Origin of the sequence: Limnospira indica PCC 8005 (genome assembly GCF_000973065.1) — a bacterium.
Classification (GTDB): Bacteria; Cyanobacteriota; Cyanobacteriia; order Cyanobacteriales; family Microcoleaceae; genus Limnospira; species Limnospira fusiformis.
The window spans coordinates 6,175,088-6,199,964 of sequence record NZ_FO818640.1; the positions used below are offsets into that span (position 1 = coordinate 6,175,088).

The 24,877-nt window shown below is 44.7% G+C and carries 32 protein-coding genes and 1 pseudogene; 19 read left to right on the forward strand and 14 right to left on the reverse strand.

Features of this window, described 5'->3' with window-relative positions; genetic code table 11:
* Positions 1–93 precede the first annotated feature (93 nt).
* Positions 94–1,314, forward strand: a complete 1,221-nt coding sequence (locus tag XZ46_RS27380; RefSeq protein WP_008052208.1) for a class I SAM-dependent methyltransferase — start codon at positions 94–96, stop codon at positions 1,312–1,314.
* 12 nt (positions 1,315–1,326) lie between these two features.
* Here XZ46_RS27380 and XZ46_RS27385 read toward each other — a convergent pair.
* The 9 genes and pseudogenes from XZ46_RS27385 to XZ46_RS27425 all read right to left on the reverse strand — a co-directional run.
* Positions 1,327–2,091: pseudogene (locus tag XZ46_RS27385) on the reverse strand (M28 family peptidase); the annotation flags it as partial.
* Positions 2,092–2,176: 85 nt separating this feature from the next.
* On the reverse strand, positions 2,177–3,457 hold the full coding sequence (locus XZ46_RS27390; protein ID WP_048895332.1) for an IS110 family transposase: 1,281 nt from the start codon (positions 3,455–3,457) through the stop codon (positions 2,177–2,179).
* Positions 3,458–3,730: 273 nt separating this feature from the next.
* Entirely contained in the window at positions 3,731–4,222 is a 492-nt protein-coding gene (locus XZ46_RS27395) for a hypothetical protein (protein ID WP_228116400.1), read from the reverse strand.
* A complete protein-coding gene (locus XZ46_RS27400; RefSeq protein ID WP_006623245.1) occupies positions 4,212–4,478 on the reverse strand; it encodes a hypothetical protein in 267 nt (88 codons plus the stop codon). The genes XZ46_RS27395 and XZ46_RS27400 overlap by 11 nt, the downstream gene beginning before the upstream one ends.
* Entirely contained in the window at positions 4,475–4,675 is a 201-nt protein-coding gene (locus XZ46_RS27405; protein ID WP_006623244.1) for a hypothetical protein, read from the reverse strand. Before XZ46_RS27405 ends, XZ46_RS27400 begins: the two co-directional genes overlap by 4 nt.
* Positions 4,656–5,057, reverse strand: a complete 402-nt coding sequence (locus XZ46_RS27410; protein WP_008054202.1) for a hypothetical protein — start codon at positions 5,055–5,057, stop codon at positions 4,656–4,658. The genes XZ46_RS27405 and XZ46_RS27410 overlap by 20 nt, the downstream gene beginning before the upstream one ends.
* A 263-nt stretch (positions 5,058–5,320) precedes the next feature.
* Complete coding sequence (locus XZ46_RS27415) at positions 5,321–5,542, reverse strand: hypothetical protein (protein WP_008054200.1); 222 nt, start codon at positions 5,540–5,542, stop codon at positions 5,321–5,323.
* Positions 5,532–5,801 carry a hypothetical protein gene (locus XZ46_RS27420; RefSeq protein WP_006669629.1) on the reverse strand — a complete coding sequence of 90 codons (270 nt, stop codon included), beginning with the start codon at positions 5,799–5,801 and terminating at the stop codon, positions 5,532–5,534. Before XZ46_RS27420 ends, XZ46_RS27415 begins: the two co-directional genes overlap by 11 nt.
* Positions 5,802–6,036: 235 nt before the next feature.
* Entirely contained in the window at positions 6,037–6,333 is a 297-nt protein-coding gene (locus XZ46_RS27425; RefSeq protein ID WP_048895333.1) for a hypothetical protein, read from the reverse strand.
* Between the two features lie 341 nt (positions 6,334–6,674).
* Between XZ46_RS27425 and XZ46_RS27430 the strand changes: the two genes are divergently transcribed.
* The 4 genes from XZ46_RS27430 (at position 6,675) to XZ46_RS27445 (ending at position 10,704) form a co-directional block, all read left to right on the forward strand.
* Entirely contained in the window at positions 6,675–7,067 is a 393-nt protein-coding gene (locus XZ46_RS27430; protein WP_006623237.1) for a hypothetical protein, read from the forward strand.
* Between the two features lie 780 nt (positions 7,068–7,847).
* On the forward strand, positions 7,848–9,659 hold the full coding sequence (ltrA, locus tag XZ46_RS27435) for a group II intron reverse transcriptase/maturase (protein ID WP_048895012.1): 1,812 nt from the start codon (positions 7,848–7,850) through the stop codon (positions 9,657–9,659).
* A 47-nt stretch (positions 9,660–9,706) separates the two neighbouring features.
* Positions 9,707–10,162 (forward strand): hypothetical protein, encoded by a 456-nt coding sequence (locus tag XZ46_RS27440; protein ID WP_048895334.1) that lies wholly within the window; start codon positions 9,707–9,709, stop codon positions 10,160–10,162.
* On the forward strand, positions 10,159–10,704 hold the full coding sequence (locus tag XZ46_RS27445; protein WP_174447148.1) for a winged helix-turn-helix domain-containing protein: 546 nt from the start codon (positions 10,159–10,161) through the stop codon (positions 10,702–10,704). The genes XZ46_RS27440 and XZ46_RS27445 overlap by 4 nt, the downstream gene beginning before the upstream one ends.
* Positions 10,705–10,979: 275 nt before the next feature.
* Here XZ46_RS27445 and XZ46_RS27450 read toward each other — a convergent pair whose 3' ends face one another.
* A complete protein-coding gene (locus tag XZ46_RS27450; protein WP_008053265.1) occupies positions 10,980–11,567 on the reverse strand; it encodes a tyrosine-type recombinase/integrase in 588 nt (195 codons plus the stop codon).
* A gap of 39 nt (positions 11,568–11,606) precedes the next feature.
* Here XZ46_RS27450 and XZ46_RS35680 point away from each other — a divergent pair, with 39 nt between their 5' ends.
* Complete coding sequence (locus tag XZ46_RS35680) at positions 11,607–11,771, forward strand: hypothetical protein (protein WP_164468734.1); 165 nt, start codon at positions 11,607–11,609, stop codon at positions 11,769–11,771.
* A 28-nt stretch (positions 11,772–11,799) separates the two neighbouring features.
* On the opposite strand, the gene XZ46_RS27455 is transcribed toward XZ46_RS35680, so the two are convergent.
* On the reverse strand, positions 11,800–12,732 hold the full coding sequence (locus XZ46_RS27455) for a hypothetical protein (protein ID WP_048895335.1): 933 nt from the start codon (positions 12,730–12,732) through the stop codon (positions 11,800–11,802).
* 38 nt (positions 12,733–12,770) lie between these two features.
* On the opposite strand from XZ46_RS27455, the gene XZ46_RS27460 reads away from it, so the two are divergent.
* The 13 genes from XZ46_RS27460 (at position 12,771) to XZ46_RS37900 (ending at position 21,484) form a co-directional block, all read left to right on the forward strand.
* Positions 12,771–13,283 (forward strand): hypothetical protein, encoded by a 513-nt coding sequence (locus XZ46_RS27460; protein WP_048895336.1) that lies wholly within the window; start codon positions 12,771–12,773, stop codon positions 13,281–13,283.
* A gap of 3 nt (positions 13,284–13,286) precedes the next feature.
* Entirely contained in the window at positions 13,287–14,162 is an 876-nt protein-coding gene (locus tag XZ46_RS27465) for a hypothetical protein (protein ID WP_048895337.1), read from the forward strand.
* Entirely contained in the window at positions 14,159–14,740 is a 582-nt protein-coding gene (locus XZ46_RS27470; RefSeq protein ID WP_048895338.1) for a hypothetical protein, read from the forward strand. The genes XZ46_RS27465 and XZ46_RS27470 overlap by 4 nt, the downstream gene beginning before the upstream one ends.
* The gene (locus XZ46_RS27475) at positions 14,728–16,572 is read left to right on the forward strand and encodes a hypothetical protein (RefSeq protein ID WP_048895339.1); all 1,845 of its coding nucleotides are present in this window, start codon (positions 14,728–14,730) and stop codon (positions 16,570–16,572) included. Before XZ46_RS27470 ends, XZ46_RS27475 begins: the two co-directional genes overlap by 13 nt.
* A gap of 7 nt (positions 16,573–16,579) precedes the next feature.
* A complete protein-coding gene (locus tag XZ46_RS27480) occupies positions 16,580–17,017 on the forward strand; it encodes a hypothetical protein (protein WP_006623227.1) in 438 nt (145 codons plus the stop codon).
* A 6-nt stretch (positions 17,018–17,023) separates the two neighbouring features.
* On the forward strand, positions 17,024–17,998 hold the full coding sequence (locus XZ46_RS27485; protein ID WP_048895340.1) for a hypothetical protein: 975 nt from the start codon (positions 17,024–17,026) through the stop codon (positions 17,996–17,998).
* A 27-nt stretch (positions 17,999–18,025) separates the two neighbouring features.
* Positions 18,026–19,225, forward strand: coding sequence for a hypothetical protein (locus XZ46_RS27490; protein WP_006623225.1), 1,200 nt, complete (start codon positions 18,026–18,028; stop codon positions 19,223–19,225).
* Between the two features lie 146 nt (positions 19,226–19,371).
* Entirely contained in the window at positions 19,372–19,740 is a 369-nt protein-coding gene (locus tag XZ46_RS27495; RefSeq protein WP_046319112.1) for a hypothetical protein, read from the forward strand.
* 21 nt (positions 19,741–19,761) lie between these two features.
* Positions 19,762–20,115 (forward strand): hypothetical protein, encoded by a 354-nt coding sequence (locus XZ46_RS27500; protein ID WP_006669513.1) that lies wholly within the window; start codon positions 19,762–19,764, stop codon positions 20,113–20,115.
* Between the two features lie 3 nt (positions 20,116–20,118).
* Positions 20,119–20,538 carry a hypothetical protein gene (locus tag XZ46_RS27505; protein WP_008053796.1) on the forward strand — a complete coding sequence of 140 codons (420 nt, stop codon included), beginning with the start codon at positions 20,119–20,121 and terminating at the stop codon, positions 20,536–20,538.
* 1 nt (position 20,539) lies between these two features.
* Positions 20,540–20,857, forward strand: a complete 318-nt coding sequence (locus tag XZ46_RS27510) for a hypothetical protein (RefSeq protein ID WP_006623222.1) — start codon at positions 20,540–20,542, stop codon at positions 20,855–20,857.
* Positions 20,858–20,979: 122 nt separating this feature from the next.
* Positions 20,980–21,261, forward strand: coding sequence for a hypothetical protein (locus XZ46_RS27515; RefSeq protein WP_006669510.1), 282 nt, complete (start codon positions 20,980–20,982; stop codon positions 21,259–21,261).
* Positions 21,251–21,484, forward strand: a complete 234-nt coding sequence (locus XZ46_RS37900) for a hypothetical protein (RefSeq protein WP_048895283.1) — start codon at positions 21,251–21,253, stop codon at positions 21,482–21,484. The genes XZ46_RS27515 and XZ46_RS37900 overlap by 11 nt, the downstream gene beginning before the upstream one ends.
* Here XZ46_RS37900 and XZ46_RS35105 read toward each other — a convergent pair.
* The 3 genes from XZ46_RS35105 to XZ46_RS27530 form a co-directional block, all read right to left on the reverse strand.
* Positions 21,431–21,589 carry a hypothetical protein gene (locus XZ46_RS35105; protein WP_155839091.1) on the reverse strand — a complete coding sequence of 53 codons (159 nt, stop codon included), beginning with the start codon at positions 21,587–21,589 and terminating at the stop codon, positions 21,431–21,433. The two genes, XZ46_RS37900 and XZ46_RS35105, sit on opposite strands and share 54 nt — an antisense overlap.
* 12 nt (positions 21,590–21,601) lie before the next feature.
* Positions 21,602–21,946 (reverse strand): hypothetical protein, encoded by a 345-nt coding sequence (locus XZ46_RS37145; protein WP_228116435.1) that lies wholly within the window; start codon positions 21,944–21,946, stop codon positions 21,602–21,604.
* 851 nt (positions 21,947–22,797) lie between these two features.
* The gene (locus XZ46_RS27530; RefSeq protein WP_048895342.1) at positions 22,798–23,841 is read right to left on the reverse strand and encodes an RNA-guided endonuclease InsQ/TnpB family protein; all 1,044 of its coding nucleotides are present in this window, start codon (positions 23,839–23,841) and stop codon (positions 22,798–22,800) included.
* Between the last annotated feature and the right edge of the window lie 1,036 nt (positions 23,842–24,877).

Consider the following 24,877-nt stretch of genomic DNA (forward strand, 5'->3'; position numbering starts at 1 on the left):
CCACAGATTTATGGTCTACTGGGGGCAATTGTAAGGTATTCTGAAAAAGCACGTTCGCTTGCTTGCTTGGGTTGTTGTCTGTTGGTTTTGATCATGGAAGAAATTAGCGCTGCTGTCAAACGGCTTTACGATATTTACCCTTTTCCCCCTGACCCTTTGTTAAATGAACCGCCACCGGGTTATAACTGGCGCTGGTGTTGGTCAGCAGCCTATGGATTTTGTACGGGACAAAAACCCCAGAAAACTAAAATTCGGATTTTGGATGCGGGTTGCGGCACCGGTTCGAGTACCGAATATCTGATTCAGCTTAACCCAGAGGCTGAGGTTTTGGGTATTGATTTGAGTTCAGGAGCGATCGCTACGGCTCAAGAACGCTGTCGCCGCTCCGGGATATCTACTCCGGGAACTCCAGAGCCTCAATTTCAACAGATGAGTCTCTATGATGTGGGACAATTGGAGGGGGAGTTTGATTTTATTAACTGTGTGGGGGTACTCCATCACCTACCAGACCCCATTCGGGGTATCCAAGCCTTGGCTTCTAAGTTAACGCCGGGGGGATTATTACATATATTTGTTTATGCTGAGTTGGGTCGCTGGGAAGTGCGACTTATGCAGCAGGCGATCGCCTTATTACAAGGGGACAAACGTGGCGATTATCAGGACGGCGTAAATGTGGGGCGCAAAGTTTTTGAAGCCTTACCCGAAGATAACCGTTTGGTCCTGTATGAGTCCGAACGTTGGGCTCTGGAAAATCAGCGAGATGAGTGTTTTGCTGATATGTATGTCCATCCCCAAGAAATTGACTACAATATTGACACTCTGTTTGAGCTGATTGATAGCTCTCAATTGGAATTTGTCGGTTTTTCTAATCCTGAGTATTGGGATATTAATCGCCTGGTTGGTAAATCCCCCGAACTTATGGAAAGGGTCGAAAATTTAAGCGATCGCCAACTATATCGCCTCATTGAGTTATTAGACCCCAAGGTTAGCCATTATGAGTTTTTCCTGGCTCGTCCCCCTTTACCCAAGGCAGATTGGTCTGATGATAGCGCTTTATTAGCTGCCATTCCTGAGTTAACCTACTGTTTGAATGGTTGGCCGAGTCAAACAGTGTTTGATTGCAATTATCACCTGGTGACATTATCAGATGATGAGTTTGAGTTTCTCCAAGCCTGTGAAACTAATTCAACTGCTGATGGTACCGTAGAAAATCCCCGCACTGTCGGTGATATTCTGGCTGCTGTGAAACTGGACATTTCCGGAGTGCGATCGCTCCTATCTCGACAGTTTATCCTCCTAACTCCCACCTCTTAGCTGGGGGGTGAATCAATCAATATTAGCCAGATTCATAATCACTGCCTCCAAGCCAGAAACTACCCTAGCGAGGTGGTTATAGTTAACCATTGCTGGGGTATCTTCCTGGGTGTGATAGTAGGGATAGCGAAACATAGCCGTATCCGTGACCATAATTCCCGGATAACCCTCCTGCCAGAAAGACCAATGATCCGACCAACCCGCACCCGGAACCGTATTAGGCAAAATCGAGCCTTCTGAGGGAAACAGCGTATGGGTACGGAATGCCTTAACTACTTGCCGGACTAATCCCCCAGACGCGAAGTTACCAACAAATGCGATAAAGTTTCCAGTGATCGGGTAAATATTATTTAATAGCCCCAGGGGGTAGGTTTGACTTCCAGGAGTGTCCGAGTAGTAGCCCATTGTTTCTAAACTCAGCATCGCCACTATTTTCTCATTTCTTTCTCGCGATCGCTTTGCATAAACCCAACTTCCCATGTCTGGAGTCCAGCTAAAGGGTGGTTCTTCATTCACAAATTCCACAAATCTTAGAGTTTTTTGGGGATGGGTTGCCGCGAAATAATCGGCTAGTGCTAAGACCGCCGCCGCTCCTGATCCGTTATCATTAGCCCCAGGAGAGCCTACCACAGAATCATAGTGAGCCCCAATCACTATAATTTCTTCCCCCAGGGCTTCCCCTGGTATTTCTACCTCTAAATTGGTAAATTGGCGATCGCCAATCAGATATTCTTGGCGTTGGACTGTATAACCAGCTTGGGTCAGTCTACTTTCTATCCTACCCCCAAACTTTGAACAATAAAAAGCCCCGCCGAGACAATTAGTTAGCGGGGCTTTGTAATAAGACTATGAATGAAGTAGATTATCGCATATCCCACAGAGCCTTAAATAAAGTCTCAGCCAGCTTTCTGGATGTGGCATTCCTGGCAGCCTTGAGCGCCGCCCCGGAAACTTTGTTCCCTTTGTGGTATGCTCTAGTCACCCAGTAGAGTCTAAGAGACTGAGCCTCTGGTGATTTGGAAAGGCAATCGTAGGGGGTCGTCGCGATCGCACCTCCACCCGGTTTCTGTTCGCGATGAGTCCCCTTCTCGATTGCCCGTACAACAAACTGATGCAAGGTTGATCGCGCCTCTTTACTTCCGGTAAAACTGCTACGAGTGTCAGCCTGCCCAGATTGCACTTGAGTAGCCCCCAACCCGCACAACTGCCGGAATCGTCGCATGGCTTTAGACTTGGGAAGGCATTTAAACATCTCATCAAAGGGTACGATCCGAGTGAGCAGCCAGCCTCGTTCGCGGGAACCAAAACCGAACTTATCAAACACCCGGTGGTAACAATCAAATTCTGGAAGGTTCAGGTAGCCGAGCATCTCCTGCTCTACCATTGCCTCCGACTGATGCCACATACAAATCTGTTGGGCTAGTCGGGCAGTCACTACACTAATGCCAGTCCCTTCACCCGCCGCGATCGCTTTCGCGTATTCATTGTCAAACTTGGTTTTAACCCCTTTGGGAATTTCCCAACTACCTTGGGAAGTCCAGCCACAAGCCCAAGCCCACCAAGCTGGCAGTTTGTCCGGATCTAGGTTCCCAGCTTCTCTTTTTACGTGAACTTTAGCCCTAGCTGGGAATTCATAGACCAGCCGCGACTTGGCTTGGTTTATGACTTGAGTGCGCCGCTTGGTAAAGGACTGAATATCTCTCAGGCATTGCTCAATTTTGGCAACCGCTGGCGGCCGCTCCCGTACCCAATACCGGCGATCATAATTGGTTTGGTAGTGCTGAAAGTAAGTAATCACCATGATGAGAGCATCATAGGGGTCAGATTTGTTGGAAGTTCCCCCATAGCTTTTCCGACTGTCCTTGATCATGGTTTGATCCGCTTTCAAGACTGGGATTCCTTCCCGATGGAGAGAGTCAATCCAGAACCTGCTATAAGTTCCGGTCGGCTCTAATACCACGACAGACGGCTCCAAAGACACCAGAAACTGGATAGACTTCGCGTTCGCTTCCAGTTTTCGGTGACACTCAGCAAATGCTGGGGAGTCGAAAAAATCCCGCACAGCACCGGTTGGCATCGATTCCAACCACACGGCATCGCACCACGACGAACTAACGTCAAGGCCTACTATTAAACTATTCATTTTTCCTGTTAAGTATGGTGGAAAATCACTCCCAAGAAGCTGTTACGGCTTTCGCCCATTCTATCCGGGGGAGTAAACTCGCCTAAGATCTAGCCGGGGTTGGAACCCAGCTAGAAATGATTACTGACTTCTGCCCCCAGTAAAACTGTGGGGAGGGAAACCTCCCATTTCGTAGTAGGGGGGCTAGTCATCAATGCGGAGGGAATCACCCGGTTATCCGCGACTTCCCCCCAGCAGCGGGAGGAAGTTTCGTCCTTTACCGGTCAGGACTCATCAGGCGGTGAAATCTAGATCTTGTAATTCAGCAAGTACATTTTCCAAGTCTGTAGAAATTTGCTCATGGCAGTAGTTAAGGTGTGCTGCGTAAATGTCAACATCTTGGTATGGTTTAACGTTAGTGGCAAAATCGATAACTCTTAGATGAGCAATGGTGTTATCAATACTTGCCTTAGCTTTTAATAAACAGTCCATAAGCGAGGTTGCATCTACTGTCAAATCAACCCATTCGTAAGGGGAATGTTTATCCTCATCGTCGGGAAGATTCTCGCTGTAGTTGTTGGCTTCTACTTTCACAACCCGTGCTAGCTGTTCCAAGTAGTTACTGATGTTTTCCCTGGTTAAGGGTTCATCGGGATTCGGGACTTGAGCTTTTAACCACAAAGAGGAAACCTGTACGCTAATGTTTTCAATGGACTTTAAGACTTCCTCTTTTAGCTGTTTGGTGTATTGGGTTTGTGGGTTTTGCTGGTTTGTGCTAGTCATCATCAGAGCCTCCAATTTTTTCAATGAGTTGGGGAATGAGTTTCCCGGCTTCCTGGGTGTTGGTAACAAATTTCTCTAGTTTGTTGAGAAATTGCTTTTGGGCGTGGGGTTTAGTGAGTTTGTCGCTAAAGCAGTAGCCAAAAATCTGGTCGATATCATAGTAGAGTTTCCTCACCATGTAGCTGATATCTAAAGCCTCCTCCTTAAACCCTGGCAGTCGCCTCAATTGTTCGTCCAGATGGTCGCGGTCATTGGTCACAATTTTTTAGCCTCCTTTAATCCTTGAGTGGTTAGGTCTTTGATTAGTTGTAGATAACCAATCACTTCGGCTAGATGTTCTGGCTTTTCCCTCGAAAAACCATCAAGGCGAACATTAATCCTCTCGGCGTAATCTTCAATACTGGCGGCGATATCTAGCAGGCCGCCTAAGTAGATTTCATTCTCCAGATTCTCCATGGTCTTCGGTGATAAAGGTTTTGGCTATTTCTAAGAAAAACTTAGTTTTTTTCAGGGCAGCAACCGCGTAGGATGCAAGCGCTTGTCGGGTAAACTCATCAAAGTGAGTAAACTCCTGAACAGATGGACTAGCCGAGAACATCTGCCAAGCCATAGAAATGAGAAGGCGATCGCCCGCGCTTGATTCATGGTTAGCAACAACTTCCCCGTTCTCGATCGCATCAAGCATTTTTTTCACATACTGCTTTTGGGGGTTGACTGCAATCTCCTGATTAAACCGATCCAAAAACGATTTGTGCAATGTGTTTAAGGCTTTGGGTTCTAAGTGTTGCAGCAAGATACTAAGTTGAGCGACTTTCTGTTCGTTGGTTAATTTTTTCATCCTTTCTGTCTCCAGATTGCTGGTGTAACTGATTGGCGGACACCGGGGGGGGAAGCGATCGCCTATCTATCCAGATGGGGAGAGAGACGATCGCCTATATCCTCACGGCGCGCGCACGTCTAGCATTAACCAGTCAGATGGTGCTATGATTAAGCGCCAATGGTGAGTAAGAGAAAGCGATCGCTCGCATAACTCTCGCATCAGAAACTCCTGACTGGCTTGCTTGGGGAAGGCTTGAGATAAGCAGCCCCAAGCCCTTTTATTTACTGACCGAGACTAAAGCTGGCAGCATCGAGATGTCGCACTACTTCATAACTCAGGCAGGTAGCCCTAAGCAGTTGACTTCTAACTTCTCTGTAGTCGGGGTTTTGTGACTCCAGAACTTCAATCATTTGTTGTAGGCAACGGGTTAGCTCCTGATTGGAAGTAGCCGCAGCCTGAAGTTTGATCCGTGCAAACGGGTCGTTACTGGGGCTAGTTGACATCGTAGTTTTTCACCTCCTCGTTAGGGCGACCGCTTAAAACGATCGCTCTCAGTTCATCCCCATTACTCCTCTGGTAAGTTGCCAGCATTTCATTGGCGAGATACCAGCTTTCCTTTAGCAGCCGACCAACCTGCTGAGTTGTTAATGGCAACTCATAGACAAGGCTAGGATTTTGCAGCAATGCTAAAAGGACGGATTTTGCTGTGTCGGAAACGGCAGAATGGGAGAGCGGAATCTCTCTTCTGTCTGGTGTTTCCATAGGATTTCCTCCAATTCATCGGGTGTATATTCGAGCATTTTGCTGATTAAACTCAGGTAGGCAAAAACCTCCTCTGGTGTTAGTGATTCGGACAAGTTGAGTTGACCCGTAGCAGCATCAGATGTTATACTGATGACTGAACGGGGCGAATTAGGATCGCTCATATTCAAATTCCTCTTAGTCAAGGATGATGGGAGGTAGGGGGAAAAACCTGGTTTCCCCCTTCCTTTTGGAATTACGAGTTGTGAACTTTGAACACCAAACCAATGGGTCCGGCTAGTTGGGGATTCCGCTGTAGGGAATCCTCTATTTCTGCAATGTAGTAGGCTACCTCCTCATCAGATAGTTTGAACACAGTTGTTTGAGCAGTCCTTCTTAAATGCCGTCCGATTTGTTGCTGCCCGTTAGCCGCAACTTGTCGGTCTGCCAGCATCCAAGCTAAACAAGTAACCAAGAAGATCCGCTGATGTTTTTTGTCTAGGCGGTGAAACCCGCTAGGCAATTCTGCGGCCTTAGCTTTTCTATTCACCATAGGCTTTGACTTTATATATAGGGTTGACTGGTGCGATCGCTTAACCAACCTCATGGCGATCGCTTACATCTATCAACTTCCCCGCTCTCAATATCCGGCTTTTTATCTCTCTCGCTCGAATAGTGGCCGCAGGAAGTGAGTTAAAAGAGGCGCTCGTAGTTCGCAATTAATGCGATCGCTGTCCCAGATCCACCGGGAGAGCCGCCTACCCCCTTTTCCTCAGTTGGCCGCAGGTGATAGAGGTGCGACGCAATCTAAATATATTTAGGTTGCATGAATCTAAGATAACATGGTAAATATAAAAATGTAAATATATTTATGATATTTTTTTTGGAGAGGTTGTGGACAAGGAACATGAAAAAGAGCAAACCCTATCAGCATCGGACTCCCAACGTTTTGTACGGGGAGAAGAAGAAGGCTGTCACAATGACATTGACGGAAACAGCGGTCAAGTTGTTGGATCAGATGGCTACAGAGTTGACTCTGAACCGTTCAGAACTGATCGAGCAAATTGCCAGGGGGATTATTTCCAGCCAGGGGGGTGTCATCACCTCGGAACAGGCGGGAAAATCTTAGACCTGTTGGAGGAGCTGTTCGCTGGATTTGATTCTTATGTCAAAAGCCATGAAGCGCGACTAGAGCAACGGCTACTAGCGAACAGAGAGTATCAGTCTCAAATGAAAGAGCAGATGGAGAAAATCCGGCAGGAAGTTCTCCAGCAGGTGTCCGAATAATTTAAGCGCCCCTCATGCCAGTGGGGGGTGTTTTTTCTTTCGGCATTTGGCAAAACCCTCAAGCATTATATTAGCCATGAACGTGCGAGATGTTTAGGAGTCAAATAAGGCTGCAATGCCTGAAATAACCTCCTAGTGGGACTTTCACCCCTTGGTGAAATATAAGGGACTCGTACCCTGACCATCCCATAACTGTTTATATGTCCCAACGTTTGGTATAGAAATATACAAAACAAGGCAGGGAACTCAAGGTCAAAACGCTAAATTGGAAATCTTAATGATTCCTTAACAATTGCGTTGAGAGTAACGGCGATAGCCACCCCCAGTTTTAGGATTCACAACCCTAGGATTGAAGCGGGGAACGGAAGGCGTGAGGGAAAACCTATTCCCAATAATCCGACCACTGCCAACCATCCATGACTAAGGAAATCTGAATGTTCCGACTTGAACCATCGTAACTAATAAGTAGCGAAATAGGTTGACACGCTGCGCTCAAAAGAGCAAGGGGAAAAGTAGGAGTTTCTTCGTACTACCTACACAGACCTTTAAAAATACCCCGGTGGATAGGACAAGTCTAAAGATGGAAAGCCCATATAAACGGAACGTTTTAACCCCTTTTAGGCTCTGATAATCTGGTCGAGAGAGTCAGTAGTGAAAAGTGTAAGCGTAAGCCTACTAGGGGGTGAGATGTGACCAGAAGCTAATGCCCAACTATAATGGTTGGGATACGCAGACGGGTCACGGTTTGATTGTAAAGAATAGAGTCTAGTAGGAGTTACTATGGCGAATGCGAGTTTAAAGAAAGGATTTGGGAAACCAAAACCAATCAAGACTACGAATGTATGGAAACAAATCCCCTGGGCGAAAGTTCAGAGAAAAGTTTTCAAGCTCCAAAAGAGGATATTTCAAGCAGCTAAATCGGGACAGGACGCGAAAGCAAGAAGGTTGCAACGTCTATTGTGCAAATCATATTATGCCCGTCTACTAGCAGTACGGCGAGTGACCCAAGATAATCAAGGCAAGAAAACAGCTGGAGTCGATGGAATGAGAGCAATCTCATCAAGGCAAAGGTTTAAACTTGTTGAGAACATTAAAGGAAATCTCAAAGTAAAACCACTGCGAAGGGTGTGGATTCCAAAACCCGGTAGGGATGAAAAACGCCCTCTAGGAATACCCACAATCCAAGATAGAGCGAGGCAAGCCTTGGTTAAGTCGGCTCTCGAACCTGAATGGGAATCGAGATTTGAAGACACTAGCTATGGGTTTAGACCTGGCAGGTCAGCCCACGATGCAATATCCAGAATCTTTCAGAGTATCAACAAAGGAGGTTATTATGTTCTGGATGCAGATATAGCTAAATGTTTTGACCGAATAAACCATGATTACCTTCTGTCCAAAATTCATTGTCCAAGCAGTCTAAAAAGAGACCTGAAATCATGGCTCAAAGCAGGCGTGCTAGATAACGGTGTATTTGAGGATACAGAAGCAGGGACACCCCAAGGAGGGGTAATAAGTCCACTCCTAGCCAACATCGCACTGGATGGGATGGTTAGGCTCATAAAAACAATGTATCCTAAGAAGAAAAATGTGGTGCAAGCCACAGTAATCAGATACGCCGATGATTTTGTAGTAATATCTCCATCACTAGAAATCATTGAACAGTGCAAAACTGCAATCTCCGAATGGTTAAAACCTGTAGGATTAGAAATTAAACCCGAAAAGACTCGAATCTGCCATACACTCAATCCCATTGAGTACAACGGCAAAACAGAAGAGCCAGGTTTTGATTTTCTAGGATTCAATATCAGGCAATACCCAGTAGGAAAATATAAATCTGGAAAGAGTGGGGGAAGAAGAAAAGGAGGCTTCCTATGTAACAAGACCCCACATAAAATGTTGGGTTTCAAAACCCACATCAAACCCAGCAACAAAGCAGTTAAAGCCCACATTGAAGCGATAAAAGGTGTAATTAAACGATATAAAACATCACCTCAATCAGCCCTGATTAGCAAACTAAACCCGATTATTCGGGGATGGTCAAACTACTACTCAGGGGTCGTTTCATCTGAAACCTTCAACAAGCTAGATAACATAATCTGGCAAATGTTACGGGCATGGACAGCATCAAGATGCGGAAAGGCAAGTTACGAAAAGCTAGGAAACTACTTCCACAAAGGAACGGTTAAACTTAGCAATGGGAAAGAAAGACATGAATCCTGGTTATTCAAGACTAAGGATGGATTCACATTATGGCAACATAGTTGGACTCCAAATGTTAGACACACCCCAATACGCCCTGACGCAACACCATACGACGGAAACTGGACTTACTGGGCAACCAGGAAAGGACAAGCAATTGAAACGCCAACAAGAGTAGCCAAACTACTCAAAAAGCAAAAAGGTAGGTGTACCTGGTGTGGACAGTATTTCGCACCATCGGATTTAGTTGAAGTAGACCACATTATACCTCAAAGCCAAGGTGGAAAGGATGAATATAAGAATCTTCAACTATTACACCGCCACTGTCACGATGATAAAACGGCGTTAGACAACGCCAATGCTGTATCCTTAACAATGGAGCAATCAGACTAGGAGCCGGATGAGGTGAAAGTCTCACGTCCGGTTTTGAATGGGAGGGGATGGAGGCGACTCCATTCTCGACCCCTAATAGACAGAACTCTAATCCCCAAACTATCACCGGTGACAAAACCGCCGCGCATCAAGCCACCAATTCCGTCACCCAGGGTGACGAAAAAGTTAAAAAATCACCTGCCCCGGTGTCGGCGATCGCTCATCAGATTACTGATACCATCCCGACCGTTCCCCCAGAAGTGCTGGAACTTGAGTCTAAAGTGCGGGAACTTGAGTCCGAAGTGCTGGAACTTCGAGACCTGGTTAAAAAGGATTACGCCGCTTTTTCCCGAATCGCCTGTGATATTGATATAGTAAGCGCCCTAATTTATGACAATCGTCCTTTTGTGACAAGGCTTTTCCTGGTTCGCAGCATAGCCAAAAACTCACAATTGGCAATTTTGGCTATAAATACTCGAGCTATCACCACCGGAGATGATGATGGCAGGGGGTCCGGCCGATGAAAAGACAATCCACACCGGGGCAGCTTTCCTTAGCAATTTCGTCACCCAGGGTGACGGAACTTGAAAATCCAGAGCCGTTTGATCCAGGCTGGGATGATCAGGATGTCTTGAGATGTCTCAGAAGTTGCCCGAATCAGGATATAAAGCAAATTAGCCAAGCTACTGGACTCCTACAATCCCGCGTGATTAAGTCTCTGGAAAGGTTGCGCGAACAGGGCAAGGTTAAATATCTAGGATGGGTAGCCGTCACCCAGGGTGACGAAAATTTATCACCGGTGAAAACTTCCCAGAGCGATCGCCTAACCGTTCGCTGGAAAACCAAATCAGCATCCCAAGACACAAACGGCAATAAGTACGCTTATCTTTATCAGGGGAAAAAGCAGGTTTGTTATCTGGCAGGTCCTCATCTCAGCGAAAAAGCGAAGGCGATCGCCAACCAGGTAGAACAGTGGATCGAGTTGGACTGGTCTCTGGAAACTATCCTAGAGAAACTTCCAGCACTTAAATCGGGTGGTGGAAATTTCCCCGGCGGCGCGTCCTAAGATTTCCCCCAAAGGAGATTTTATACCCCCAAAAATTTTGTGATTTCACAGAAAAATCAAGGAGCGTTTCCCAACCTAAAACGGCGCTAAGTGCTACTGTACACTGGTTAGCGTCGTTTGCCGTGTGTAAGAATATTTGATGTTTTGTCCAAAATACCAAAGTGCCAAGTTTAGCGCTAAAATTGGAAGTATCTAAGGCGGTGTGTGGCGTTCGGCCCTCCAAAGCATAGCAGCAACCCATTTCTCCCTGGATAACACTGATAGCGATCGCCGCCTTAGATTTCATCAATCGCGTCTCGGATTTTTTGAGGATCGGCATCAATGTAGCGCTGTAAAGATGCCATAGATTTGTGACCTGTGATAGCCATGATGGTTCTGGTATTGACTCCCTTGTTATAGAGCTTGGTAATGAAAGTGCGGCGGTAGCTGTGGAGCGAGTAGCCCTCGCTTTCTAATCCCAGACGAGCGATCGCCGACCGGTGGAACTTATCGATCGCCTGAACGGTAACGGGCTTGGATATATCAGATGGGCTAGGAAACAGAAACTCGCCGCCACCGATGCGGTAGGTTCCGAGAATCTCTCTAAGTTTTTGGGAAATGGGAACTTGGCGGACTCCCCCATCTTTCCCGCCCGCGCGCTTACGAGTTTCGGATCGAAAAGTTATTTCTGGCAGGACAACACGGGAAGCTGAGGAAACATAAACGTCAGGGATTCGCAGTAACCTCACAGCTCCCACTCGTTCGCCGGTGTACATCAAGATTGCTAGTAAGGTTCGCTGCCAGTCATATTTGCACTGCTTCTGAATTCTGTAGGCGATCGCGTCGGGGATAATGGAAGCCTGACCGATTCGGTTTTTCTTCATAGGTTTGTAATTGGCTATGGTTTCTCCCCAGTTGCCCAGATGGTCGGATTAAGCGATCGCCCTTCCTGTTTACCTATTGTAGTGGACGGACTGAGCCAGATGGAATCAACTCGGAGACTTGGGGGATTGGCGGCGGGCGATCGGATCAGCCTCTCCTATATTTGTTCGCCAGCCGGTAATGCGATCGCTTCCCCCCCATCTTAGGAAAACTCAGATTAAGGCGATCGTTTATCTACCAGTCTTCGTAATCGATAAACTCATTGATAGTAAATTCTCCCCCCTCTTTGGGGTTCGCTAGGTTGGGCGTATAACTACAAGTACACAATGGCCTAGTAGAACTCCAAGGGGATGGCATATCAAAAAATAATAGTTGACGGCTCATTGTAGGTACAACAGAAAACCCGCGTGCTGGTGATTCTACTGTCGCAACTTCACTATGTTCTTTAATCCAATTCGTTAGATTTATTAGTGTATCGTAGTTATAAAACTGCCAGGTATAGACGGCTATTTGAGTCATGACCATCGCCATAATTTCTCGCGGAATCAGGAAGACTTTAATCACTTCTCCAGGCGGCAGCCAAGAATCGTTAGAGGGATTAATGGTAAAGTTGTACATTTGACCAGGGAAAAACACATCAAACTGAAAAATTAAAACTCCATGTTCACTAGAAAAGGTGTTATACCAAAGATAGTCATATATTCTGTTATTATCCGAATCTGCGTTGTCAGCTATAAAATTGGGTACGTGAACGGATTGATTTCCTGTACCCATAAAAGGTCTAATAGATAAATTCGGCATTGGCATATCGTCTATTTCTCCTGATTCTTGTCCTAAGTCATAATCAATTTCCGTTTCCTGTCTAACCCAGAGTTCTACCGTCTGGGTGGTGGCGGATGTCGCAAAAAGAGAGATTCCCCCGTCGCTGCTATCAAAATAGGTCGCATCTTCAAATACTGGCAATGAGCGATCGCTACCATCCCATCTGATGGAGAATGGATTTTCCCCCTTGATGGAAATTTCTCGCCTCACCGGGGACGATGTGGAGGGGATAATTTCCACCTCTTCCCCTGCCGCCAGTTGAACCGTCCCCGACTTGGAAAATCTATAATAAGCGCCCCCGCCGCCCCCGCCACCGGTAGGACGCATTGCAAATCGAATAGGCATTTATCGTAGAATGGAAGTAACCACTTCTATTTTCTCACATGAACATCACGCCGGGAGTCTATCCCGATTTTTCCGAAACCACACTAGAAGCCTTAACCTTAGCCATGGGGCGGCGATTGCTACAAAGGCAAAAAAACCTGACGATTAACGTCACAGGAAAAGACATTATGGATTTAACTCTCAATGAAGAGGATTCTGTTGTCAACCTGGATATTGACGAGCTAGAGGCTTATATAGAAGATGGCGCGATTAAAATAGTAGATCCGTTTTTTGGTAGTTTTCAACCCGGTATAGGCAGTTACCCCTTTGACCAAGCCAATTTAGCCAGTGCTTTACTGCATTTAGTTGTACATCAACACATCGCAGAATTTAGTCCCGCATTAAACCCCGAACCTGCCAAAAAACATTGTGATTTTTCTATCCGACCTAACGTTAGAGGGGATGGACAATATCCGTTAATATGCACCATCAGTTTAACCGACTACCCAGTAATTGTTGACTACACCAATGGCATGACTTCTGCCGCCAAACCATACTTATTAAATCCTTAACCTATGGCAGAAAATCGCTTATCAGAAACCGACACTTTTTCATTTGAAATTAATCAGAGTAATGTCAGTGATTATGCAAGCAATCCGTTAACACTGTGGAATATTTCTGATGCTATTACTGCCATTTCTGCCCATATTGACCCCAGGTGGCTATGGCGAGCTAATGCTTTTTTAGAAAGTCTCACTGCATCAGTTTGGTGTCCGAGTTTTACTCGTTCTCCTTATCCCGAATTTTACCCAGAGGATTCAGCGGCGGAAAGGGCAGCTAAATTAATGAAATTAGAGAGCAATCACCCTAAGTTTGGTTTGCAATTACTGAGAAGAAAAGGCTCGTTAAATCCTTGGGTTGAGGCAGCTTGTCCGGTTATCCAAAACCGAGGGCGGCGGTTTTATGTGCCTCTAATCAACCCTTATTTAACTGCCAATGAGGTAAAAATATTTGGAGTAGATGACCAGTTAGGTTTAAGTTTTAAGGATTACGGTAACGGTATATTAGGCGGCGGTTCAATAAGTGCTAATCGCGGCTATGATACCATTTATATAGAGGGTGAATATCGGGTCGAATTAGATTTGATACTGATGGCTAAACGCCCGGCTAATACCTTGATGAACACAATAACAGTCGGACTTAATCCTATATTAATCGCCCCCGCTAATCCCAACCGTGCTTATTTTGAAATTCAGAACCAGGGAGAAACTCAATTGCTTTGGGGGTTGGGTGCATCGGGAAATAATGCAACTACTCACCCATTCAGAATGCCACCCGGTCAGATTTATTATCCCGGTAATGTATCAGGATTTATTCCGACTGACGCGATATGGGGTAAAGTAGTAGAAGGTTCGACAACTGTTTTAATTATGGAGAGTTCTTACACATGATGATAGCTTTTTATGGATTAGATGACTTAGAAAATTATCCGGTAGATTTATCCTTAGAATCTGCGGTTAATCCTGTTCATCTATGGGATAAGCGGTTAGAGATTCTTATAGCTACAAATAAGGATGTGTTTAACCGCCATTTTTTGCTACCCGGTCGCCCCGCCGATGGATATTTGATTTATAGAGAATTAAAAGCATTGGCTCATGTTCCCCAAGAATATAAAACCATTGTTGATTTTCCTTCCCCAGAAGAGAGACAAAGAAGGCTCTCTCAAGCCCAAGACGAAAATTATCGATTTGTCCTTGAGCAATGGCTGGAAAGAATAGAGTATTTGTGCCATATCTTTCCATTTTTGGAAGTGTTGCCAATTGCAGCTTTTTTGTCTGATTCTGTTAGTCCCTATCGCCCCCTGTCTGTTCCCACGCTAAAACAACGGAAAACCATTAAACTTGTCTCCTTGGAACCCATAGAAACAATGGAACGGGAATGGGTTGTTGGCGGACGAAAATTGACCAAAGAGGGATGGCTGCAACTATTTCCTGAGTTGAGGCAGGAGTGCGAACCATGCGAGAAGTAGAGGAACGTAGCCGAAGGACAAGAGACATTGTAAGGAATCGCAACTATAGGCAAGCTATAGATGTCATAGAAAGAGAGGTTAAAAGACTAGAAGCGGACGACAAACCCAGAGCGCGAGTAAGATTTCCCCGCGACGATGGAGACATTGAGATAGACGTGAGGGGGATAATTGAATTTGCCCAGGCAATGAAGCCAAAAATAAGCGCAGAGGCTGAAGATTTACAAGATGGTAGAACTAGGATAGGCATAAAAGCTGAGAAGATAGGCAGCACTGCTCACGGATTTGTAGACCTTGATGAGGATGGCAACCCCAAAGGTTTTGGGGGAACAATTGACAGCATTAATGATGCCAATGTCTCGGTTTATCTTGGGGAATGTGAGCAAACCATGAGCGTAACCATGTTTGGCAAAACTGTCACTTTTGCTCGGAATGTTTGCGAGGATGATATAGAAGAACCATCGGAGACAGATGAAAATGAAACAAGTGATGATACAGATAATATTTTACCTCCCAGTGTTGGTAATCCTCCTTTTCCTCTAGGTTTCTCAGGGAGGTTAGCGGATTTTTTTTTAGTCCATAGAGCAGGTCACATAGGTGGGCGGTTTGCATCCGCAAAAGAAAACTTTTTTGACCATTTTTCTAACGGAGGTGGTGCTATTACCTCTTCCAGAGAGTTTTTCTCATCAATAGAGTTTTCCAGTTCTAGCAGTGAAGTTATATCTGTGCAAAAAATAGGAACTTTTCCTTTTCTATTGGGCTACCAATATTATCGTGATTTACACATAAGTCAAGGTTGGGGTTACCATCCCGTTTATTTTAGCTACTATCTGGCTAAATATACAGGTACAATCCATAACTTCGATGGCCCATATCCCTATTTGGCAACAAGAACTTGTCGTGTCACTAATGGTCGCACGTGGTCGAAGCCTAACTTATTCGGAACAGCCACTATAAGGGTGTGTCCTGTTCATGTGCCGTATAGAAATCCTGAAACTGGCACGATGCAGTCTTATTTTGTTGATTATACGACTAGGGGTTGGGTAGTCGAGTGGAGTCCTTTACCAATAACAATCAACAATCATCAACCAGAACCGCCGCCAAGTTTACCAATATTGAGGGACATGAATAAAGAATGTTGTGAAGATTTGATTAAAATGACTAGGGAAATCCATAAAGCCCTAGGGGTAAGGAAGTTGCTAGATAAGAGTTTCCAGGTTCCAGCTAATATGATGATGCCAGAGGGGCGCGGAAATCATATAAACAAAGATTATTTGGAAATAATGTCTGACCTGTTCAAAACCATAGATAATTATGGTTTTGACGCTCCGGTTACCGTGAAGGTTCAGGATACTAACAAAGCTCAAGAAGGCGACCAGACTATTGAGTTAAAGTTTAATTCATTGGGGGCAATATTAAAGGCTCAGACTGAACTTTTGATTGAGTTAAAAGGTGATAGCGCCAACCGGCTAAATATCCAGATTCGTTTAGCCTATATAATGACGAGAATGTATAGAACTTTGGCTAAGTTGTATTATCGAACGTCGGCGATTTTAGACGGGTTGGGAATTCCCATTATCTCGAAGGTGGTTACACTGCCAATTGAGTTTAATGTGTTTGGTAAAAAACACTGGGGGGCTGGAAAGGGTTTTGGAAAGGATAACAAGAAAGGTCAGGAGCCTAAACTTGATTTGAATGATGAAGACACGACGGAAGCCATGCTGCCAGATTTGTTGGAGATTCACGACTATGAAATAGAGGTTGATGAGTTTAGGGCTAAAAGTAATGACCTCTATGAGGTTTTAATAGGGATAGCGGCAAAATTAAGGTCATAGTTTTATCATGAGTAAAAGAAGAGCGCCAAGGGGTTCGGGTAATTCCCAGCCGGATTCGGGTGGTGGGAAAAAACCGCCATCGGCAGGACAGGAAAAGGCTAAGTTGAAAAATGACACTAAGAGCAGAGTTGAAGAAGCGATCGCTGTGTTAGATTTCCGGCTGCATCTGGAATATTTAAATGTAGCATCAGCAGTTGGGGGCGGCGACTTTGAAGAGTTTAAACGTTCTTGGTTGATGAATTACTATAACGCCATGACAGCATCTGGGTTTAAGGATAAACCCAAGACAGCCCCCAGTCGGGAACAGCAGCCCCGCCTCATCAAAACTAATGACGAGTTAATGGAGATTCGTGATATTAAATCTGACAACTTGTCTACTGGAAAGTCGCCAAGCCAACGCCGCCGAGAAAGATTGTTGCCCAACAATGACCACGAAATAGGTTAATAAATTATGTCTAATGTTGTAGGTGTAGACCTGAAAGAACTAACTTCAACCGCTGTAGCTGGCAAGGAAATCGCAGCACAATGGTTTAATGCTTTTTCATCTCAACTGTATAAAGAGGTTCAGATTTTAAAATCTTTTGATTTTAAGAAATGGGCCGGAAGTCTTAAAGGTGGTGCCTTAGCTATTGGAGAAAACATCAAAAAAGGCAACTGGGGATTTTTCAAAGATTGGCTATTAGAAGCCCCTATGATTCCTAAAGTAGCAGGGCTTCTAGCGGGTGGTGTAATTGCCGGGACTGTGCTGCTTGTTGGTGGAAAAGCTGTAGGGCTTGTTGGTGCGGGTGTGGGGAGTTTAGTAGCAGCCCACCCGGCTTTTGTAGGCGGTTTTTTGGGGGTAACAGTGCCTACACTAATGGGCACATTAACCCAAGGAGTTTCTCAAGCGTATAATTTTGATTGGGCAGCATCTGACCAAAAAATGATGGATGATTTAAAACAAGCAGCTAACGCTTTATATGTTCCCTTGGGAGAGACAGTCGGAAAATCTCTGGCTGCTTTAGTTGCAGGCAAGGTAGGAAGCACGGCGACAACAACTCTAAGAATTAGAGAAGGCGCGATCGCCGCCATGTGTATGATTAACCCAACCATTAAGGATACTTTGGTAGAAGCCTTGTCGTCGCTTAGATATGCGGTTCAAGAGGTTGCTAAAAAAGCACTGTTTGTCATAACTTATATTAACACCAGGAAAGTAGCAGCTAGGTTGTTAGATAAAGAGGAGACTTGGGGGAAAGAAGGACAATCGCCTTTTATCGTTTCTGAAAAGGTAGAGGAAACCTGGTCTAAGATTAAAGCAGACGAATATTTTGACTGGGTAAATGAACAACAGTGGGAGGGTATGGAATCATTAGCCTCTACTTTCTTTGAAACATTAGGGGATTTACTAACAGACCAGGGAACTTATGAAGAGTGGATTCCTGTATAAATTAATCGGCTGAGAGAGGGAGTATTTATGGCAAATGTTGGAAGGCTAACCCAACAAACTTATATCATGATGGCTCGCCAAAGGCGCATCACGAAACTCTCGGATAAGCGCCCGGAACGAGTCCGAATAGAATTGCAACCCAACTGGGATGTTTACCAACTGCAGCCTGACAGAAAAAACCCAGATTACAAGCTGCTGATGGCGGGTTCCGAGTCAGCTTTGGCATTGCAGTTGTCTCAGCTCGGATGGATGGAGAAGATGATCGATCATCTCCTCAATGCCAGCGACCTAAAATTTGACGACTGGTTTGATGCTTGGGCGGCGGGTTATCCAGAGCTGCGTTATAGATCCAACCCAAAACTCCCCAATTTAAGCACCAACTATCCGGCGCGCAATCTAAGAAACAGCGACGGAGATACCATCCCCAGATGGAGAGGAGACGCGAGTTCTCGCCCGGCTTATATTGAGTGGCATCCTTCCGACAGAAAAACATCTAAGGAGGTTGGGCTTCACCGAACAATAGAATATTTTCCAGATCGCTCCGAAAACAAATCAGTTGTCTTGACCGGGAACGATAAGGAACTAATTAGGCAAATCCTGCAAATCCACTACGAGGGCAGCGGCAGTAGCGAAAAATCCGATAGCACAGTCTCAACGGGTATCAGTTACCGGGGCGCTCCTAAAGTTGTGCTGTACTTTTTGGAAAGAATTGAGGATGTGGAGAAAGGCTACCGACAACTGGAAGCGAGAGTCGGTTTCCGTTTGGTGGGAAAAACGGAAAATCCAAACGGAGTCGGGGACTTGCTGACGAAAGCCAATATCAGAAGTTTGGCACAAAGAATTTTCCAGCACTTTCTACAGCCCCAGCAGTTCCGGTTCCGCAAAGGAAGGGAATCGGTTAGTTATCGGGACAAATCCTCCGGGTTAGAATCGTTTGTTTTTGCGACCAGCACGGCGGAAGGTGTCAATCTCTACCAGCGCATCTGCCAGGTGATGCAGATCGAGTTTGACAACTCCAAAGTATTTACATCGACCAACCAAAATCCAGCCCAAGCGTTCCCTATCACATCTCCAGAAGTGACGATATTGGGTAACAAAATCAAACCGCCGCGCCGCCGTCCGGTCGGGTACGTCTACTTTAGGGAAGCAAAATTGTTTTTAGAGATGCTCAATGAGCCTATCCTGCTCTGTGACTACAACGGTCATCTATATAGAAATCCCGATTAGAAGACAACCCCAACACTTTTTTTAGACCAAACAAAACTCCTTGCATATCCGGAAACCCTATAGGTTTCCGTATATGTTCCACCTCCTAAAAATGTCTGCTATGAATGAAGTAGTAAGCAGTTTTGAAGCAACAAGGCGGGTATTGGATGCCAAGTTTAGCAGATACGAAAATTTATAGTTGGACTGCGCCCACCCCAGGCGGAACGGGAACCATGACAGTAGCGGCTCGGCTTTCTAATAGATACGATGGCATTGCTACTGACTTGGGAATGACAGCCCACGCAGACGCTAGTGGAGTCACCGCGCAAATGGTAAAGGCAAATCGAGCAGTCCAAGAGGGGCTCTTGATGAAAATGCGGATTAACTATCGGAAAAGTAACAAATATTTTGGGGCTGATATTTATGTACCCACAGACAAAGTTTCTGATGCTATCCAAAAACTAGCTGGCAAAGCCTGGGATGGTACTGGGGTGATTACTTCCTGTCGCGATCGCATAAGGGCTGATTTTCGTTAATAGAGAAAGGATAAAATATTAATGGCTAGAACACAACTCTGTCAGGCAATGGATGGTACTAAAGTTAGAGTCTTTAGAGCCAGTGCGGTAATGTATACAGCCGGAACTAAAGATGTTTTAGGCGTATCCCCCGTAGAAGAAGCCAACGCTAATGATCCAGTGTATGACACCGGGGAATTAATGCGAACTGGTTTGTTAGTAAGGCTTGCCGTTCAGTGCAACAACGGCACTACCAAACCGCCAATTACTTATAGACTTTTTTGCACAAAGGAAAAAATAAACGAGGCTTTGACGTATTACAATAGTAACGGTAGGACTCTAAATGGTAAGAGCGTCATGAACGCTGGTTTTGAACGCCGCCTAGTTATCAAATAAGGCATGGATTTTACCGACGCTTATGGTGCATGGAAACTGATAGCTTCAAGCTATCAGCCTACCCAAGAATGGATAATTCACAACCCCCCAATTACTGAAAACTCATTATTGAGGTTTAAATTTTCAACTGATTGGGGGCGTTGGAAAAATCCCTATGATGGCTATAGGTCAATGCTGCTTATCAGAGGGCATTATCGTGATGATTCTGGGAGTTTTGGCTGGGTAACAGGACAAAGAACTGTATACGTTACAGAAGAACCACAACTGATTAATTATCCGCCCATAGAAGAATTTACAGATAATTCCTGGACAATTAGAAAGCTAGGAGTCCGCCGCCGGTTTTTCAAAAACGCAACATGGATCGAAAATCATCCTACAATGGATCTAAAGTTTAACGTAATAATTGAGGCTTTTGTAGCTTAACATGAATATCTCTCTCGCTCAATTAATCAACCATCTCCCAGATGGTTCAACCTTAAAAACCTTGCTGGGGTCATTAGGTTCGGAAGCTGAAAACGTAGACGCTACCGTAGAACTTTACGAATTTGTTGAGGCTTTTTACCAGGCACAAGTCGAACGCAACCAACTACCTGATGTTCAACGATTAAACGTAGTTTCTGCTCAGACATTGTTCAATATAGTGTTACAACCGGATGGCTCTGTGACAAGACAGATAGATAGACAATTGTCATTCTACCAAAAATTTGAGAATTCAGGAATTATTAGTAGACCACAATTCTAATTTGCCAACGGTCTAAATTTTTCGGGTGATTGGGAGTCTATCCGAATTACCCGAAAACGAACTACCAGCAATTTTTTCAAAACTTAATTTTAGTTTTTGAAAGTACAGGAGTTTCTAACTTTATGCATCTAGAAATTGAAAAAATTGCTTTAATTATTGGTTGGCTTATTTCTTTTTCGGGAGGTATTTGGTATCTTTCAGCAAAACATACTGAACTCCAAATTAATGTCAAAAAAAATCAAGAAGATATCGATAGATTAAGAAGTTCAGTCAGAAGCGAATGTCGAGGGGACAAACAACTGGTCTGGCTTACTTTAAAACATATTGAAAGATATTTAGCCAAAACCACTGACTATAATGAATTAATCTTAAAAAAAGACAAAACAAACAACGATGAATTCTAATACATTACCTGAGATAGTCAAGCTAGGAACTGATGGAATTACAGTTTTTTTAGTCTGGCAGTTGATGAAACAAAACCAGAAACTAATTACTGAAGTTAACTCCAGAGACAACGAACTAATGAACCTGATATACACAATCCTAAATCAGTCCAGACAGAATCCCACCAGGTTAAGCGATCGCACTAGCCGGATTAACTGTCCCAGGAGAGAAAGCAAGGAGTAAGTTATCAGACTGACCCAATGGAAGGTAGCCTACTGGGAAAATGGACAAAACAAGTACAAATTCCCAGTTAGGACAAAAAAGCGATCGCATTAAGTCCCTTGACACCAATCTGGACTTCTACAACTCCAAGGCAAAGGTAAACGCTTCTAGGTAAGCCTCAGTTTTAAGAAGATTATCGTAATATATATAGTTATGTTCTCCGGTCCCGGCGATCGCTTCTACATCTTGTCGTAGGCGATCGCTAAGTTCTTCCTGGTGTCGTGTCAGGGGTGGAAGTGTACCTCTGTAGCTTTTTCCCGGCATCAATATCATGATTACTGCTCTATAAAACTTAAACAAAACCGGACATAGCCGGATCTTGATGTTTATTTCTGGCTTCGTCCGGGACTGTCGGCAGCACCCCGTCCACAAGTGTAATCGTCGGAACCAGGCGATTTTGGTAGGGGTCGAAAGGAAAGTCACCTTTCCCAACTCCCATTCAAAACCGTGCTTGATACTTTCACATCACACGGCTCCTGATGTAGACACCCTATTGTCAGTAGGAACAGGGTTACGACCCCCTGCTTTGTGACTTCAACTTTAGGAGCTATATACACCACGTAGTCTTTAAACTCGCTCTCGGTCATAAGCACTCTTACATCATCGCAGTCTCTATGTCCACACCGTGACTAGTGGGCATATCCCAACCATTACAGTTAGGCATTGGCTTTCAGTCACATCCTTTCCCCTTATGGGCATACGCTTACACTTTTCACTACTCTACAAGATGTACTCGTAGAGAGCCCAACAGGGGTTTAAACGTTCCATATATATGGGCATTCCATCTTTAGATTTGTCCTATCCACCGGGGTACATTTAAAGGTCTGTGTAGGTGATGCTAAAATTACCCTACTTTTCCCCTTGCTCTTTTGAACGCAGCGTATCAACCTATTTCGCTGCTGTATAATGACGATGGTTCAAGCCGGACATTCGGTTTCCCTAATCATGGATGGTTGGCAGTGGTCGCCTATAGTAGTAGGTTCTACATCACGCCTTCCGTTCCCCGCTTCAATCCCAGATTTGTGATTTCTGAAACTGGGGGTGGCTACCGCCTTTACTCTTTCCCATAATCGCCCCAAGTGGGTTAAATACTCCTCCTTGTAGTATACTTGGATGGAACATTGCGATTTCTTAGAATGGGATTGACCCTGAGTTCCCTGCCTTGCTTAGTGTCATAACTCACTAAGCGTCGGGACATATATATATTTAAGGGGTAAACTAATAATCTAGTTATAGTAGCAGCCGGATTGACTAGTTTAACTCCCTCTAGGAGGTTATTTCAGGCATTGCAGCCTTATTTCACTCCTAAACGTCTCGCACTCTAGGTTTATACTGGCATTCAAGTCACGATCTATCGCCAGACCGCAGTTTGGACATTCAAAAGTCCGACGGACTAGGGGCATTTGTTGACGATGGCCACAGTTAGAACAAAGTTGACTGGATGGATAAAATCTATCGGCAATAATCAACTTTGAACCATAACGTTCTGCCTTGTAACCTAGTTGCCGACGGAACTCATAAAATGAAGCATCAGCGATAGAACCCGCCAAACAATGATTTTTTAGCATACCTGACACATTCAAATCTTCAATGACGACTTGGCTGTGGTTTTTAGCCAAAAAAGTAGTTATTTTATGAATGGTGTCCCGCCGAATGTTTGCTACTCTTTGATGTAGCTTTTGAACTTTTAAGAGACATTTGGCCCAATTTTTCGAGCCTTTGACTTTGCGACTTAAATGACGTTGTAATCTGGCTAGTTTTTGGGTGACTGCTTTATAAGCCTTGGGATTAGAGAATTGGGTCCCATCGGAGCAAGTCGCCAAATTGTTAATTCCTAGGTCTACCCCGATTCTCTCTCGATATTTCGGTGTAATTTCTGGCGTGATTTCTACGAAAAAGCTCATATACCAGTCACCTGCTTGGCGCGTTATAGTGACTTTCTTAACCCAACTTTCGGGTTGTGCCTCAAATGTAGAAACCCAGCCCACAAAAGGCAGCTTATGGCGAGTTCCTGACAACTTGAATGGCTTTCCGGAATTGTCAAGGGTAAAGCTATCATGGTAGCCTTTCTTCTTAAATTTAGGATAACTGCTTATTCCCTTGAAGAAGCGCTTAAAGGCATCCCCTAGATTAATGAAGGCATATTGATCAACTTTAGAAGACAATTCGGACATCCAAGGATATTGAGGTTTCACATAATTAGTAAAAACCTTTTTAATGGAGTTTATATTAGGCTTGAGTCCCTCTTCATAAGCTGACATCCATAAGTGTAATCCCCAATTAAACACGAACCGAGCATAACCCGCGTGTTTGGCCATCAAGGTGCGATGACGGTCATTGAGTTTGAGTTTTGTCCGGAAAGCTTTGTAAGGGTTATGGTCGAAAGGGAAGTCGCCTTCCCCAACTCCAATTCAAAACCGTGCTTGATACTTTCACATCACACGGCTCCTGATGTGGATACCCCTTTTGACATCGGGAACAGGGTAACGAAACGACTCCCTGCTTTTGTGATTTCAACTTTTGGAGCTAAATACAACATCGTAGTGTTTAAACTCGCTTTCGTCGTAAACACTCCTAATTGTCGCAGTCTCTATATCCACACCGTGACTAGTGGGCATATCCTAACCATTACAGTTAGGCATTGGCTTTCAGTCACATCCTTTCCCCTTAAAGGTATACGCTTACACTTTCACTACTCCGCAGGTACATCCTGCCACTTGAGAGCCTAAAAGGGGTTTAAACGTTCCGTTTATACGGGCATTCCATCTTTAGATTTGTCCTCTCCACCGGGGTACTTTTAAAAGTCTGTGTAGGTGATGTCATGATTACCCTACTTTTCCCCTTGCTCTTTTGAACGCAGCGTATCAACCTGTTTCGCTGCTAAATCATTACGATGGTTCAAGCCGGACATTCGGTTTCCCTAATCATGGATGGTTGGCAGTGGTCGCATTTGGTAGTAGGTTCTACTTCACGCCTTCCGTTCCCCGCTTCAATCCTGGGGTTATGATTCCCAAAACTGGGGGTGGCTATCGCCGTTACTCTCAACGCAATTGTTAAGGAATCATTAATATTTCCAGTTGGGCGTTTTGACCTTGAGTTCCCTGCCTTGTTTTGTATATTTCTATACCAAACGTTGGGACATATAAACAGTTATGGGATGGTCAGGGTACGAGTCCCTTATATTTCACCAAGGGGTGAAAGTCCCACTAGGAGGTTATTTCAGGCATTGCAGCCTTATTTTACTCCTAAACGTCTCGCACCATGATTGGATTTTACCATGAAGAATCCGACTTGATGAGTATGTCGTCAGGGAAATTTGGCATGGTCTGGGGTTTGACCGTATACTCATTATTG

Bases quoted from the DNA above. Each gene is read 5' to 3' on its own strand.
- XZ46_RS27380 (WP_008052208.1), top strand. From the start codon at position 94: ATGGAAGAAATTAGCGCTGCTGTCAAACGGCTTTACGATATTTACCCT.
- XZ46_RS27390 (WP_048895332.1), bottom strand. From the start codon at position 3,457: ATGAATAGTTTAATAGTAGGCCTTGACGTTAGTTCGTCGTGGTGCGAT.
- XZ46_RS27395 (WP_228116400.1), bottom strand. From the start codon at position 4,222: ATGATGACTAGCACAAACCAGCAAAACCCACAAACCCAATACACCAAA.
- XZ46_RS27405 (WP_006623244.1), bottom strand. From the start codon at position 4,675: ATGGAGAATCTGGAGAATGAAATCTACTTAGGCGGCCTGCTAGATATC.
- XZ46_RS27410 (WP_008054202.1), bottom strand. From the start codon at position 5,057: ATGAAAAAATTAACCAACGAACAGAAAGTCGCTCAACTTAGTATCTTG.
- XZ46_RS27415 (WP_008054200.1), bottom strand. From the start codon at position 5,542: ATGTCAACTAGCCCCAGTAACGACCCGTTTGCACGGATCAAACTTCAG.
- XZ46_RS27420 (WP_006669629.1), bottom strand. From the start codon at position 5,801: ATGGAAACACCAGACAGAAGAGAGATTCCGCTCTCCCATTCTGCCGTT.
- XZ46_RS27425 (WP_048895333.1), bottom strand. From the start codon at position 6,333: ATGGTGAATAGAAAAGCTAAGGCCGCAGAATTGCCTAGCGGGTTTCAC.
- ltrA (WP_048895012.1), top strand. From the start codon at position 7,848: ATGGCGAATGCGAGTTTAAAGAAAGGATTTGGGAAACCAAAACCAATC.
- XZ46_RS27440 (WP_048895334.1), top strand. From the start codon at position 9,707: ATGGAGGCGACTCCATTCTCGACCCCTAATAGACAGAACTCTAATCCC.
- XZ46_RS27445 (WP_174447148.1), top strand. From the start codon at position 10,159: ATGAAAAGACAATCCACACCGGGGCAGCTTTCCTTAGCAATTTCGTCA.
- XZ46_RS27450 (WP_008053265.1), bottom strand. From the start codon at position 11,567: ATGAAGAAAAACCGAATCGGTCAGGCTTCCATTATCCCCGACGCGATC.
- XZ46_RS35680 (WP_164468734.1), top strand. From the start codon at position 11,607: ATGGTCGGATTAAGCGATCGCCCTTCCTGTTTACCTATTGTAGTGGAC.
- XZ46_RS27455 (WP_048895335.1), bottom strand. From the start codon at position 12,732: ATGCCTATTCGATTTGCAATGCGTCCTACCGGTGGCGGGGGCGGCGGG.
- XZ46_RS27460 (WP_048895336.1), top strand. From the start codon at position 12,771: ATGAACATCACGCCGGGAGTCTATCCCGATTTTTCCGAAACCACACTA.
- XZ46_RS27465 (WP_048895337.1), top strand. From the start codon at position 13,287: ATGGCAGAAAATCGCTTATCAGAAACCGACACTTTTTCATTTGAAATT.
- XZ46_RS27470 (WP_048895338.1), top strand. From the start codon at position 14,159: ATGATGATAGCTTTTTATGGATTAGATGACTTAGAAAATTATCCGGTA.
- XZ46_RS27475 (WP_048895339.1), top strand. From the start codon at position 14,728: ATGCGAGAAGTAGAGGAACGTAGCCGAAGGACAAGAGACATTGTAAGG.
- XZ46_RS27480 (WP_006623227.1), top strand. From the start codon at position 16,580: ATGAGTAAAAGAAGAGCGCCAAGGGGTTCGGGTAATTCCCAGCCGGAT.
- XZ46_RS27485 (WP_048895340.1), top strand. From the start codon at position 17,024: ATGTCTAATGTTGTAGGTGTAGACCTGAAAGAACTAACTTCAACCGCT.
- XZ46_RS27490 (WP_006623225.1), top strand. From the start codon at position 18,026: ATGGCAAATGTTGGAAGGCTAACCCAACAAACTTATATCATGATGGCT.
- XZ46_RS27495 (WP_046319112.1), top strand. From the start codon at position 19,372: ATGCCAAGTTTAGCAGATACGAAAATTTATAGTTGGACTGCGCCCACC.
- XZ46_RS27500 (WP_006669513.1), top strand. From the start codon at position 19,762: ATGGCTAGAACACAACTCTGTCAGGCAATGGATGGTACTAAAGTTAGA.
- XZ46_RS27505 (WP_008053796.1), top strand. From the start codon at position 20,119: ATGGATTTTACCGACGCTTATGGTGCATGGAAACTGATAGCTTCAAGC.
- XZ46_RS27510 (WP_006623222.1), top strand. From the start codon at position 20,540: ATGAATATCTCTCTCGCTCAATTAATCAACCATCTCCCAGATGGTTCA.
- XZ46_RS27515 (WP_006669510.1), top strand. From the start codon at position 20,980: ATGCATCTAGAAATTGAAAAAATTGCTTTAATTATTGGTTGGCTTATT.
- XZ46_RS37900 (WP_048895283.1), top strand. From the start codon at position 21,251: ATGAATTCTAATACATTACCTGAGATAGTCAAGCTAGGAACTGATGGA.
- XZ46_RS27530 (WP_048895342.1), bottom strand. From the start codon at position 23,841: ATGGCCAAACACGCGGGTTATGCTCGGTTCGTGTTTAATTGGGGATTA.